This is a genomic window from Marinilactibacillus sp. Marseille-P9653, assembly GCF_916618885.1.
GTDB lineage: Bacteria > Bacillota > Bacilli > Lactobacillales > Carnobacteriaceae_A > Marinilactibacillus.
Map to the genome: position 1 here is coordinate 1,528,149 of NZ_CAKAKH010000001.1, position 13,227 is coordinate 1,541,375.

12 protein-coding genes are annotated in these 13,227 nt (G+C 37.7%); 1 reads left to right on the forward strand and 11 read right to left on the reverse strand.

What is annotated here, in order from left to right; genetic code table 11:
• Positions 1-6: 6 nt before the first annotated feature.
• Complete coding sequence (gene parE / locus LG377_RS07470) at positions 7-1,977, reverse strand: DNA topoisomerase IV subunit B (protein ID WP_225744053.1); 1,971 nt, start codon at positions 1,975-1,977, stop codon at positions 7-9.
• 325 nt (positions 1,978-2,302) lie between these two features.
• Here parE and plsY point away from each other — a divergent pair, with 325 nt between their 5' ends.
• Positions 2,303-2,902, forward strand: a complete 600-nt coding sequence (plsY, locus tag LG377_RS07475; RefSeq protein WP_225744054.1) for a glycerol-3-phosphate 1-O-acyltransferase PlsY — start codon at positions 2,303-2,305, stop codon at positions 2,900-2,902.
• Between the two features lie 59 nt (positions 2,903-2,961).
• On the opposite strand, the gene LG377_RS07480 is transcribed toward plsY, so the two are convergent.
• The 10 genes from LG377_RS07480 to lepB (LG377_RS07525) all read right to left on the reverse strand — a co-directional run bounded on the left by LG377_RS07480 (position 2,962) and on the right by lepB (LG377_RS07525) (position 13,126).
• Positions 2,962-3,795, reverse strand: coding sequence for a GTP-sensing pleiotropic transcriptional regulator CodY (locus tag LG377_RS07480; protein WP_225744055.1), 834 nt, complete (start codon positions 3,793-3,795; stop codon positions 2,962-2,964).
• A 41-nt stretch (positions 3,796-3,836) separates the two neighbouring features.
• Positions 3,837-5,258 (reverse strand): ATP-dependent protease ATPase subunit HslU, encoded by a 1,422-nt coding sequence (gene hslU / locus LG377_RS07485; protein ID WP_225744056.1) that lies wholly within the window; start codon positions 5,256-5,258, stop codon positions 3,837-3,839.
• 10 nt (positions 5,259-5,268) lie between these two features.
• On the reverse strand, positions 5,269-5,808 hold the full coding sequence (hslV, locus tag LG377_RS07490; protein ID WP_225744057.1) for an ATP-dependent protease subunit HslV: 540 nt from the start codon (positions 5,806-5,808) through the stop codon (positions 5,269-5,271).
• Between the two features lie 34 nt (positions 5,809-5,842).
• Positions 5,843-6,739, reverse strand: a complete 897-nt coding sequence (gene xerC, locus LG377_RS07495) for a tyrosine recombinase XerC (protein ID WP_225744058.1) — start codon at positions 6,737-6,739, stop codon at positions 5,843-5,845.
• A gap of 156 nt (positions 6,740-6,895) precedes the next feature.
• On the reverse strand, positions 6,896-8,965 hold the full coding sequence (gene topA, locus LG377_RS07500) for a type I DNA topoisomerase (protein ID WP_225744059.1): 2,070 nt from the start codon (positions 8,963-8,965) through the stop codon (positions 6,896-6,898).
• Positions 8,966-9,193: 228 nt separating this feature from the next.
• Positions 9,194-10,066: a DNA-processing protein DprA gene (dprA, locus tag LG377_RS07505; protein WP_225744060.1), complete on the reverse strand. Its 873-nt coding sequence runs from the start codon at positions 10,064-10,066 to the stop codon at positions 9,194-9,196.
• A gap of 78 nt (positions 10,067-10,144) precedes the next feature.
• Complete coding sequence (locus LG377_RS07510; RefSeq protein WP_225744061.1) at positions 10,145-10,921, reverse strand: ribonuclease HII; 777 nt, start codon at positions 10,919-10,921, stop codon at positions 10,145-10,147.
• A complete protein-coding gene (gene ylqF / locus LG377_RS07515; protein ID WP_225744062.1) occupies positions 10,902-11,783 on the reverse strand; it encodes a ribosome biogenesis GTPase YlqF in 882 nt (293 codons plus the stop codon). Before ylqF ends, LG377_RS07510 begins: the two co-directional genes overlap by 20 nt.
• A 110-nt stretch (positions 11,784-11,893) precedes the next feature.
• On the reverse strand, positions 11,894-12,535 hold the full coding sequence (gene lepB, locus LG377_RS07520; protein WP_225744063.1) for a signal peptidase I: 642 nt from the start codon (positions 12,533-12,535) through the stop codon (positions 11,894-11,896).
• Between the two features lie 51 nt (positions 12,536-12,586).
• Positions 12,587-13,126 (reverse strand): signal peptidase I, encoded by a 540-nt coding sequence (gene lepB, locus LG377_RS07525; protein WP_225744064.1) that lies wholly within the window; start codon positions 13,124-13,126, stop codon positions 12,587-12,589.
• Between the last annotated feature and the right edge of the window lie 101 nt (positions 13,127-13,227).

Genomic DNA, 13,227 nt, shown 5'->3' on the forward strand with positions numbered 1-13,227 from the left:
TAGCTGTTAAGAGTTCAGTTCATTCTCTTCCAGTATGTTAGTCGATTCCAGAATACTTCCATCTTCTTCCAAAGAAAATTCCACATTCTCTTCAATCCATTTTCTTCTTGGATCTACTTTGTTACCCATCAAGACGGATACGCGACGTTCTGCTTGTGCAAGATCATCAAGGGTCACTCGAATCAGCGTTCTAGTATCTGGGTCCATAGTGGTCTCCCAAAGCTGATCAGCGTTCATCTCTCCTAAACCTTTATACCGTTGGATAATATAATTTTTACCATAGTTTTTCAATGTGACAGAAAGTTCTTCGTCCGTCCAAGCGTAATCTGTTTTCTCATTTTTCCCTTTACCTTGAGAAACTTTATATAAAGGAGGTAAGGCCAAGTAGATTTTACCTTGCTCAATCAGTGGTTTCATATAGCGATAAAAGAAGGTTAAAAGCAAGACTTGGATATGCGCGCCATCCGTATCCGCATCGGTCATAATAATGATTTTATCGTAGTTACAGTCTTTGATATCAAATTCTGGTCCTACTCCTGCTCCAATCGTATAAATCATTGTACTGATTTCTTCATTTTTCAGAATGTCTTGCATATTCGCTTTTTCAGTGTTGATAACCTTACCTCTAAGGGGTAAAATCGCCTGAAATTTACGGTCTCTTCCTTGTTTAGCTGAACCACCTGCGGAATCACCCTCTACAAGATACAGTTCATTCTTTTTAGCATTTCGTCCTTGTGCCGGTGTTAACTTCCCAGAAAGCAAAGTCTCTCGTTTCTTTTTCTTACCGTTTCTTGATTCTTCTTTGGCTTTTCTGGCAGCTTCACGAGCTTCTCGAGCCTTGATCGCTTTTCTGACAATCTGCTGACTCATTTCGCCATTTTCTGAAAGGTAGAAATTTAATTGCTCAGAAACGACCGTATCACAAGCTGCTCTCGCTTCTGTTGTTCCTAACTTACTCTTAGTCTGACCTTCGAACTGTAAGATGTTTTCAGGGATTCGAACAGAAATAATAATCGCGATGCCTTCCCTTACATCTGTCCCTTCAAGATTTTTCTCTTTTTCTTTCAAAAGTCCTGTTCGACGGGCATATTCATTGAAAGTCTTTGTAATTGCCGCTTTCGTTCCGATTTCATGCGTTCCGCCATCTCTTGTTCGAACATTATTGACAAAACTTAAGACACTTTCTGAGTATCCATCATTGTATTGGAAAGCACACTCAACTTCAATCTGGTTATTTTCGCCTTCAAAATAAGCAATCGGTGTCAATGTATCTTTTTCTTCATTGATATAATGAACAAATTCCTTAATACCTTCTTCGTAATGGAAAGTATCCTCATGACCATCTCTTTCGTCTGTTAGCGTAATTTTTAACCCTTTTAAAAGAAAGGCAGATTCTCTTAAGCGTTCTGATAACAAACTGTAAGAGTAATCAACAGTCGAAAAGATCGCTGTATCTGGTTTGAAATGAATTGTCGTACCATTTTTTCTTTTAGCAACTTTCTCTTGTTTCAGTTTTCCAACAGGTCTTCCACCCTTTTCAAATCTTTGAGTGTATAAGGTACCTTCACGTACGACTTCTACAATCAGCCATTCTGATAGTGCATTAACAACAGAAGCACCAACACCGTGGAGTCCTCCTGAGGTTTTATAGCCACCTTCTTGACCGAATTTACCGCCTGCGTGTAGCACGGTAAAGATAACTTGGATCGTTGGTATGCCGGAAGCGTGCATGCCCACTGGCATCCCTCTACCGTCGTCTGAGACAGAGATACTACCGTCTTTGTTGATTTTAACGGATATTTCAGTCCCGAATCCAGCTAGTACCTCATCAACCGAGTTGTCTACAATCTCATAGACAAGGTGATGTAACCCTCTTGAATCCGTTGACCCAATATACATACCAGGTCTTTTTCTAACTGCATCTAATCCTTCTAATACCTGGATCGATGCATCATCATATTGTGGTTTTTTAGCCAATTCTAGCCACTCCTTATATTTCTATTCTTCAAATATATTTGAAGAAGCTACTGATCTAATTACAAGAAAATAGGAAAATTTCCCATTCTGTTTCAAGCAAGCATATTTATCTTACCATAAAGTCAGCGTTTTTGTGAAGAACATATGTGCCGAATACATCCTTTTTAGCTTTAAAAGTGAATCTTTCTTTCAAATCAGTTTCTAACTTTATATTTTTTTAAGCAAATAATCAATATGCAGATTACGATAAAATTTCTTTTTCCTTTATTCTGATACGTGGTATGATAGACAAAGATATAAATTGGTTAGTTAAGGAGTGAAGACCTTGATAGAAACACTTATGTTTCTCTTGGCATATTTACTGGGATCAATTCCTTCAGGTGTATGGATCGGTAAACTATTTTTTAAAACAGATATTCGTGAACATGGGAGCGGGAATTCAGGAACAACCAATACATATAGAGTTCTTGGAGCAACCGCCGGTACAATCGTTTTAGTGATGGACATTCTAAAAGGAACCATTGCGGCTTTATTGCCACTATGGCTAGGGAGTAATGTCCACCCTATGGTCGTTGGTTTGTTTGCTGTAATCGGGCACGTATTTCCGATATTTGCTAAGTTCAAAGGCGGCAAGGCAGTAGCAACGAGCGCAGGTATTGCACTAGGCGCGCAACCTTTATTTCTCCTTTGTTTAGCTGCTATTTGGGGATCAACCCTATATATTACGAGCATGGTCAGTCTTGCGAGCATCATTGCTGTGATCATTGCCGCAATTGCTTCTCTTTTTCTGGGAGATCCGTTATTCACTGTGATTGCTTGGATCGCTATGATCATTGTGATCGTTCGACATAGTTCTAATATTGTTCGTATAAAAAATGGTTCGGAAAGTAAAGTGCCTTTTGGTCTTAAAAAGAATAAATCATGATCACGATTATTCAAATAGAAAAGAAGCCTTTCCTTATTTTTGGAAAAGGCTTCTTTTCTTTAGTTTGATGGATCCTGATCTGAAAACAATGTCTTTGAGAAGATAGGATTAAGAACTTTGATATAGGTCCCTTTCATTCCCATAGAGCGCTGCTCTATGACCGAAGCAGATACTAGCTTACGTAGAGCATTAACGACGATAGAACGCGTTACACCGATTTTATCAGCGATTTCTGAGGTAGTCAGAATGGTTTCCTGATTATCGGTATTGATTTGAGAGAAAACGCCTTTAAGTGCTTTGACTTCAGTGACCGAAAGAGTGGAAATAGCCAACCTTGCTCCAGAAAGTTGTTTTTCTATTTCTACTTCATTCTTCCCATACTCCAAAGCGATTTCTAAACCAATCATTGAAGCTGCATGTTCAACAAACAATGCAGCTACATCATCAATCTCATCTTGAACCCTTCCTACTAGTAGGGTCCCCAAACGATCATCAGATAATACAATCGGAATAACACTCGTCATTGCTTCTGGATAATAGGCTCTCTTTTCAACAGGAAAAATCGTCAAATTATCATCGATTTTCACATTCAACGTTGTTTCCGTAACATTTGATAACCTTTGAATATAGTTATAAGGAAACATCTTATTTTCGATCAAGTTTCTAACTCTTTGCGTATTCACACGATGTCTTTCATGATACCCCAGTAAATGACCTTCCGCGTTAACAATATAAATATTTGCATCCAGTATTTTACCCAGGGCGAATGAGATGCTTTTCAATGGAAAGTCTATTTCATTTGAATTATTAGAAAGAATATACTTTGCCCATTCTTTAACATTAGCCTGTTTATTTAATTCTTTTACTTTTTGTAAAAAGGCTTCATTACTCATTTAATCTGATTTCCTTTCAGCAATAGCATCATTCTGGCCTATCATAAAATGTAGCGACTTAAATCTTTATCCTCAACGATATGTCCAATCTTATCATCCACATATTTTTGAGTGATTTTCACTTCGCCCATTTGCATATCAGGAGCTTCAAACAACAATTCTTCTAGTAGTCTCTCAAGAATGGTGTGCAATCTTCTAGCTCCGATATTATCCGTTGATTCATTCACTTCATAAGCAATTTCAGCGATTCTTTCGATAGACTCCATTGTAAAGATTACATTGATGTTTTCGGTATCTAATAAAGCCTGATATTGTTTAATCAAAGCATTATGTGGCTCTGTAAGAATCTTAACGAAATCGTCTTTTGTAAGATCATTTAATTCAACGCGAATCGGGAAGCGTCCTTGTAATTCGGGTATCAGATCACTTGGTTTTGAAACGTGGAAAGCGCCTGAACCGATAAATAAGATATGATCCGTATTCACTGTACCAAATTTTGTTTTCACGCTAGAGCCTTCAACAATCGGTAAAATATCTCTTTGGACACCTTCTCTTGAAACTTGTCCGCTGTTATTTTGACCTTTTGATGTAATCTTATCAATTTCATCTATAAAGATGATTCCTGCATTCTCAGTTAAGTGAACGGCTTCTGCGTGGATGTCTTCTTGGTTAATGAGCTTGTCCGCTTCTTCTTCAGTAAAAATTTCTACAGCTTCTTTTACGGTTACACTTCTTTTAACTTTTTTCGTTGGTTTTAACTGACCTAATGTATCCGAAAGGTCAATCCCCATCTGTTCTAAAGGAGCACTCATAGGATTAGATGCAGCTTTCTTTTCATCCACTTTGATTTCTACTTCTCTACTATCTAATAGACCTTTTTTGATTTGCCTGGTCAATTCGTCTCGTTTAGTCGAGATTTCAGCTGTTATGGTCTCTGTTTCTTCAGTTTGATCAGCATATAGTTGGCTTGGGTCTACGCCCATGCTTTGAAACATACCTGCCAAAGGATTAGGATCTTGTTTCTTCTTCTCTTGTTTAATCCCTGGTACAAGCGCCTTGGCTACACGGTCAATCGCTTTATTTTCTGCTTTCCCACGAACATTTCTTCGTTGCTCTTCACGAACAAGTTGTACGGCTGCTTCTGTAAGATCTCTGACCATAGATTCTACATCACGACCAATATATCCAACCTCTGTGAATTTAGTGGCTTCTACTTTGATAAAAGGTGCATCAACAATATCTGCAAGACGACGGGCAATTTCCGTTTTACCAATACCCGTTGCCCCAATCATCAAGATATTTTTAGGTGTGATCTCTTTTTGCATATCGTCATCCAGTTTCAATCTACGGTAACGATTACGCAAAGCGACAGCAACAGCTTTTTTAGCTTCTTTTTGTCCAACGATATACTTATCCAATTTTTCTACGATTTCTCTAGGTTTCAAGTCCGTTTTAGAATTCATTAGGGTCTCCTCACAATTTCTCTGAAATAATATTATGGTTTGTAAAGACACAGATATCTGCCGCAACATTTAAACTATTTTCAGCGATTTCTTTAGCCGATAGCGGTCCTCCGTATTGTTTCAAGGCTCTTGCTGCAGACAATGCAAAGTTTCCTCCTGATCCTATTCCAAGGATACCATCATCTGGTTGGATCACTTCTCCGTTACCAGAAATCAGCAACATTTCGTCTTTATTCATAACAATTAATAACGCTTCAAGGTTTTTCATCATTTTATCTGTACGCCATTCTTGTGCAAGCTCCACTGCAGCGCGCATCAAATGTCCGTTATATTGATTCAAATAACCTTCGAATTTTTCTTCGAGTGTAAATGCATCTGCTACACTACCAGCAAATCCGACAAGAACTTCTCCGTTATAGATCTTACGAACTTTACGCGCAGTTCCTTTCATAACGACTTGTTCACCCATTGTGACCTGTCCGTCTCCAGCCATAGCGGATTCTCCGTTATGCTGTATTGCTAATATCGTTGTTGCATGAAATTCAACCATGATTTTCCTCCATTATAACTTAGAATCGATTTGTTTAAGCTCTAGGATGGTACTTTCGGTAGTCCGACTGCAGATGTTCTTTTGTAACATGTGCATAAATTTGAGTAGATGATAAACTTTTATGGCCAAGTAACTCCTGTACGGTCCTCATATCTGCACCATTATCCAAGAGATGCGTGGCAAAAGTATGTCTCAACATGTGTGGTGAAATATTAGAAGTTAACGTACTCTTTTTAAGAATCTGATTCAGTGTGTATTGTACACCTGCTTGAGTAATTTGATCGCCATGATGATTGATAAACAAGTAGTCATGATCTTTAGCATACTTTGCCATGATGACGTTTCGGGTCACTTCAATGTATTCCTGAAGGGCAATGGACGCATAATGGCCAAAAGGCACATATCGCTCTTTGTTCCCTTTTCCTTTGACTAGCATAACACCCATGTCAAAATCCACATCTTCCATTTTCAACCCAGTACACTCGCTGACACGAATCCCCGTACCATATAAAACTTCTAGTATCGCAATATTTCGGTAATCCAGAGGTTTCGTTCCTACAGCTGCTTCAAATAACTTTTCCATCTCTTGACTATAGAAAAAGGTGGGTAATCTTAACCCTCTTTTCTTCATATTCAAATAAGAGAAGGGATTATCCGAAGCTAGCTCATTGTTAAGCAGAAATTGATAGAACGCTCTTAAACTAGAAATTTTCCTGGAAATAGATGTTCTAGAATATTCGCGATCATTCAAGTAGCCAAGATAAACTCTAGCATCTGGTAATGTAACTGCCAGTAAATCATCATTTCCACTCTCTTTCAAAAAAGAAGAAAAGGCTTCTATATCTTCAAGATAGGCTTTTTTTGTCAAATCTGAATAGTGACGCTCATGAATCAGATAGTTCATAAACAAAGTAACTAAATTTCGCTCCACTGGACTTACCTCCTACATTCTTCCTCATACAGTTTAACACATTTCTATAAATTTTCGTATAAGAAGAACGGACGCAAAAAGACGCCGAAAGTAGAAAATAAGTCGTGTGCTGAACCAGCAAATGACTTATTTGTCTACGATCAAAACGTCTAAAATTTATTTTTGAACTTCTTCTTCATAGTCACAGTTAGAACATTTAACTTGGCTTTGTTTTTTAGTGATTTTTTCTACTAGGAAATGATCACATTTCGGACAGCTTCTACCTACCGGTTTGTCCCAAGAAGTAAATTCACAGTCTGGATAACGGTCACACCCGTAGAAAATTCTGTTTTTCTTAGATTTTCTTTCCACGACTTCCCCTTTTTTACAAAGTGGACAAGTGATTTCAAGTTTCTTGACGATGGGTTTTGTATTACGACAGTCAGGGAAGTTAGAACAAGCATAAAATTTGCCGTAGCGTCCAATTTTGATCACCATTGGATGACCACATTTTTCACAGTCAAAGCCAGCGGGTTCATCTTCAATTTCGACTTCTTCAATTTCTTTTTCAGCTTTTTCAACTTCTTCTTTAAAAGGTGTGTAGAACTGGTCAATAATTTCTACCCATTCAATCTTTCCTTCTTCAACTGAATCGAGATCTTTTTCCATTTTTGCAGTAAAGTTTACGTCTACTATATTCGGGAAAAACTCTTTGATCATTTCATTAACGATTCCACCTAGTTCAGTAGGTTCAAACCGTTTGTTTTTAAGCGCTACATAATATCTACGCTGAATGGTTTCCAGAGTTGGTGCATATGTTGATGGACGTCCTACACCATTTTCTTCAAGCGTTTTGATTAGTGTCGCTTCGCTGAATCTTGCTGGTGGCTGCGTGAAGTGTTGTTCGGGTTCAATTGTGTCTAGTGATACTTCATCATTTTCTTCCATTTCAGGTAAAATATTATCTTTTTCTCTGGAAGAATCTTTGTAGACGATTTGATAACCGTCAAACTTGATTTTTGACCCGTTTGCTCTAAACATCACGCCATTTTGTTCCAAATCAACTCTCATAGTGTCATAAATGGCTGGCTTCATTAAACTTGCAATGAATCTTGACCAAATCAGATTATACAACTTGTATTGATCTTTGCTAAGATACTGCTTGATGTCTTCTGGTCTTCTCATTGCACTAGTCGCTCTGATGGCCTCATGAGCATCCTGAGCCCCTTCTTTGTTTTTAACAGCGCGAGCCTTCACTGCTGCATACTCTTCGCCGTAGTCATCGTGAATCAGCTGTGTCGCTTCTGCTTTTGCTGTATCAGACAGACGAGTTGAGTCTGTACGCATATAGGTAATTAAACCAACAGAGCCACCTTTACCTAAAGAAATGCCTTCATAGAGCTGTTGTGCAACCATCATCGTTTTACGCGTTCTAAAATTCAGTTTTCCTGCTGCTTCTTGCTGCAGACTACTTGTCGTAAAAGGATTTTGAGGATTTCTTTTACGTTCCTTCTTAGTTACTTTCTTAACGGTCCAAGGTTCCTCTTTGTTGATGCGCTCAAGTACGGTCTGAGTTTCTGATTGATCAGCTAGCGCTTTTTTCTTTCCATCCACACCATAAAAACTTGCTTTGAATTTCTTACGAGACTTGATGAAGTTTCCATCTATTGTCCAGTATTCTTCTGGTTTGAATTGCTTGATTTCATCTTCTCGATCACAAATGATCTTAAGTGCTACCGATTGAACACGCCCTGCACTTAATCCACGTTTCACTTTCTTCCATAGAAGAGGACTGATTTGGTATCCTACAATACGGTCAAGAACACGTCTAGCTTGCTGGGAATCGATTAGATTTTCATCTAAATCTCTCGGATTCTTGAGCGCATTTTTAACAGCATCTTTGGTAATTTCATTGAATACAACTCGGTTTTTCTCATCGTCTCGCAAATCTAATAAATAACTCAAATGCCAGGCGATTGCTTCTCCTTCGCGATCCGGATCGGCTGCGAGAAAAACTTTTTCAGCTTTTTTTGCGTATTTTTTTAGATCTTTAATAACCGGGCCTTTGCCTCGTATCGTAATATAGTCAGGTTCATAGTTGTTTTCAAAATCTACACCCATTCTACTTTTAGGCAAATCTCTGATATGACCTAAACTCGCTACTACTTTATAATTTCTACCAAGATATTTTTCAATTGTTTTTGCTTTAGCTGGTGACTCCACAATGACCAAATATTTATAAGCCAAATGAACGGCCCCTTTCGTTAGCTCTGATTTGTAAGATTTAAACTAGATGATTCAGTTTGGAATGGCACGATTTAACCGTTGATATCCGTTAATATTTTGCCTCTAATGCCATATTCTTTTCATTATGAAAGAATCGTTACTCATCATATGCTATACGAATAGGGTTTGTCAACTTGCAAGATCAAAAAAAGTTAAAGGGTCCATCTATCCCTCATGAAAAATGACCGTTTAAAAGTTTATATCCTCTATTACATCATTAGCTGATGTTATCAGTTTTGCACCTATTTTGATCAATTCATTTGTTCCAGCAGATCGTTCTTCAAAAATCGATCCGGGGACAGCGTAAACGTCTCGATTTTGCTCTAGTGCCTGATAGGCAGTAATCAGACTCCCGCTTCTTTTTTTGGCTTCAATGACGATAACACCAGAACTGATTCCCGAGATAATTCTATTTCTCAGTGGGAAATGGTGTTTGAGTGGCCTAGTTCCTAAAGGAAACTCTGATAAGATCAACTGCTCTTTTTCAATTTTCCTCTGTAATCGTTGATTTTCTCCCGGATAATACCGATCTAAGCCTGTACCGATAACCGCAATCGTTTGGCCACGAGCACGTATACTCGCTTCATGCGCTCGGGTGTCTATTCCTCTAGCCAATCCACTTGAAATCGTGATCCCTTGTTTAACGAGTTCCGGTACGAGTGTGTCTACACTTTTTTGTCCATATACCGTACATTCTCTTGCACCAACAATTCCTACAATATTAGAAGATAACCAATCATAGCTTCCTTTATAGAACAAAACCAGTGGTGGTAAGAAAATTTCTTTTAACATAAATGGATAAGAAGGATCATCTACCGACACGTATGATACCTCATAACTTTTTAAAGAGTGCAGTTGTTTATGAACATCAAAATTGGATTTGAATTCAAAAAAAGAAGCCTTCTTTTTTTCAGAAAGCTTCTCATATTGTCTGAACGTGTCTTGAAAAATCGGGTCTTCTTGGTAAAACTCATTTAAAAAACACCATTTTTCTTTAATCGTCCATTTTGTGTAGTGAGCTAATATAAAACACGTTTCTGAGAGACTTAGATAATCGTTCAAGTATACACACTCCTTATATAATAGTAGAAACTTACTCAGAAGCTTCTTACTTATATATACTGACTGATAAATTTTAACTTAACGAAACTCCTGTCTTTCTCTTACTGGTGCAAAAGATAGTCGGTGGATGGGTGTGATTCCTAGTAAGTCCAACCCTTCTAAATGCTGTTTTGTACCGTAACCAGCATTTTTATCCAATCCGTATCCGGGATATTGCTCATGATAAGCTTCCATCATTTTATCTCTAGTCACTTTTGCCAAGATACTAGCGGCTGCGATCGAAACACTACGTGCATCTCCTTTAATCAGACTTTCTTGAGCTATAGGACTATTCAGTTTCATTGCATCAATTAACAAATAATCAGGTTCAATGGGTAAATCCGCTACCGCCATCTCCATTGCACGTTTACTGGCTTGATAAATGTTGATCTCATCAATTCCTTTAGCATCAACTTGGCCCACGCTATAAGCGATTGCTTTTTCTTTTATCTCAATAAAAAGTCTTTCTCTAGTGGATAGAGAAAGCTTTTTTGAATCATTCAGTCCGATAATTGGCTGATCTGGATCTAATATAACAGCAGCTGCTACGACAGGACCTGCCAGAGGGCCTCTTCCGACTTCATCAATTCCCGCGATAAAAGAAGCTCCTTGATTTCTAGCCGCTTCTTCAAATTTAGACATTATTTGATAGTCTTTTAAAAGCTTTTGCTGACTTTCCTGATCTTTTTTCCATTTTTTAATGGCACTCTGAACACCTTTACGGTCATCTTTTAAAAGTTCACGGAAAAGAGGATCGTCTTGATCATTTATTAAATCAAGTTGCTGTTTGATTTCCTTAATTGTCTGCTTCTTCATTTTCATCACTTTCCGTAAATATGTCATCCGGTGTTTCAAGAGTGATTCTACCTAACTTACCGTCTCTTAGCTCATATATCAATGCTTGTGCTGTTCGTTCATAGTCTTCTTTGAAGCCTCTTAGTCGTGTAATTTCCATTAATAATTCCGGTAATTCCATTCCTTTTTCAAGTTCTTGATCAAATTTATAACGAGATGATAAGGCCCCTGGGTAATGTTGAACCAAGTAATCCATTCCAAAAAGTGCAATATCGTCAAGATTCAATAAGGCATCTTTAATTGCCCCTGTTAAAGCCAATCGTTTGCCAACTTCTTGATCTTCGAATTTAGGCCATAAAATACCTGGAGTATCCAATAATTCGAGCTCTTTACCGTACTTAATCCATTGCTGTGATTTTGTTACACCAGGTCTATTACCTGTCTGAGCAATATTTTTACGAGCGAAGCGATTAATCAAAGTAGATTTCCCAACATTAGGAATACCTACACATACGGCTCTGATTGCGCGTGGTTTTAACCCTTTTTTCTCTCTTTTTTCAAAAAAAGTAGTCAGCGCTACTTTAGCCAGTTTGATGACTTCTTTCATCCCCTGACCTTCTTTTGCATTGATGGAAATTGCATAAATGCCTTGAGACTCGTAATATCTGATCCATTCATTAACTTTTTTCATATCAGCTAAATCGCTTTTCATCAATATGGTGATTCTTGGCTTATCTCCAATCATATCTACTAAATCAGGGTTTCGACTTGAATAAGGGATTCGAGCATCAACCAGTTCAAATACCACATCTACTAACTTAAGTTTTTCAAGAAATTGTCTTTTAGCTTTGGCCATATGACCTGGGTACCATTGTATTGTCATTATTTTTCTCCTAACACATTATCTATTATCAGTGTATCATGAATTAGCTTATTTCATGAAAAAAAGTTGGTACAGAAGGTCTCCCTTCATTTACCAACTATCTTTTTGCTTTAATCGTTATTATCAATACGGCCAAAGTGTTCGAAAGGTAATAGTCTATAGTTTGTTATACCAGTAACCGAATCTTCTGGCACAAAACCAAAATAACGACTATCTCTAGAATTTCCGCGATTATCACCCATAACGAAAAACTCATTTTCAGGTACCGTCTGAACACCTTGAAGAGATTCAAGTGAGAACTCGTTGATAGTTCCTCCAATAACAGGAGCATCCAGTTCTTCTAACCCTTCAAGATAAGGTTCTTCAACTTCCTCGTTGTTCACATAAAGCGTATCATTGCTATATCTTATTTCGTCTCCAGGGACACCAATGACTCTTTTAATATATTGTTTTTCAGGTTCGTCTGGTGCGGGAAATACGATAATATCAAAAGGTTCAACTTCCCCGATCTTGCTGAGTAAAAGTTTATCTCCCTCTTCAAGCGTCGGCGCCATCGATTCGCCTTCCACGCTAACAAAGGTATAGACATACGTTTGAAAGAGCAGTATCAAGCCGGTTATAACAGCAATGTACAGTAACGTGCTAATGACTTCTTGAAAAAATGTGCGTTTCTTCTCGGGTTTTTTAGCTTTTTTGTCATGCTTACTTTTTCTAGGTTCGTAATTGGTTTCTTCGTATTGTTGATCACTCATTAATCAACCTTCTCTCTAACATAATGATATAGGGATTTTTCAAAAATTGGTTCAATGCCATCCTATTCTTTCGAAGGGATAATAGAGCAGAACAACTTTACCTATAACTGATTCACTGGATATACTACCATAAAAACGACTATCATAACTATAACGACGATTGTCTCCCATTAAAAAATACTCGCCTTCAGGGACTCTCTGATCACCTGTTTGAATAAGATCAAAATTTGAAGTCCAAAGTCCAGGCTCCTCATTAATCTCATCACGGTCAAAGAAAGGTTCTGCTACGACTTGATTGTTCACGTACAATTGATCTTGTTCATACCGTATAGACTCTCCAGGCAGTCCTATAACCCTTTTAACAACCGTTTTATTCATCGGATCTGTAAACACGAGAATATCGAATCGTTCTATTGAAGATACGGTCGACATCACTACTTTATCATTTGAATCAAATGTTGGATACATGGATATTCCAGTAACATCTGTAGGTATTAAAATATAAAGTCTTAAAAAGGCACCGACTAAAACGAGGCCAAACAAGACTTTCGCGATGCGCTTACGTCTTAATTTTTTAAGACTTTCTTGCATATGCATCCTCTTTCTGAATAAAGTAATTGAAATGATTGATTAACTTATTATAGCTCATATTTTCCATTTTTATCAAGCCATTTTTAATTGTACAGTCATCT

What these genes read in the sequence shown, in the direction of transcription:
- LG377_RS07510 (WP_225744061.1), bottom strand. Translation starts at nt 10,921, where the DNA reads ATGAAGAAGCAGACAATTAAGGAAATCAAACAGCAACTTGATTTAATA.
- LG377_RS07480 (WP_225744055.1), bottom strand. Translation starts at nt 3,795, where the DNA reads ATGAGTAATGAAGCCTTTTTACAAAAAGTAAAAGAATTAAATAAACAG.
- lepB (WP_225744063.1), bottom strand. Translation starts at nt 12,535, where the DNA reads ATGAGTGATCAACAATACGAAGAAACCAATTACGAACCTAGAAAAAGT.
- hslU (WP_225744056.1), bottom strand. Translation starts at nt 5,258, where the DNA reads ATGAATTCTAAAACGGACTTGAAACCTAGAGAAATCGTAGAAAAATTG.
- lepB (WP_225744064.1), bottom strand. Translation starts at nt 13,126, where the DNA reads ATGCAAGAAAGTCTTAAAAAATTAAGACGTAAGCGCATCGCGAAAGTC.
- ylqF (WP_225744062.1), bottom strand. Translation starts at nt 11,783, where the DNA reads ATGACAATACAATGGTACCCAGGTCATATGGCCAAAGCTAAAAGACAA.
- hslV (WP_225744057.1), bottom strand. Translation starts at nt 5,808, where the DNA reads ATGGTTGAATTTCATGCAACAACGATATTAGCAATACAGCATAACGGA.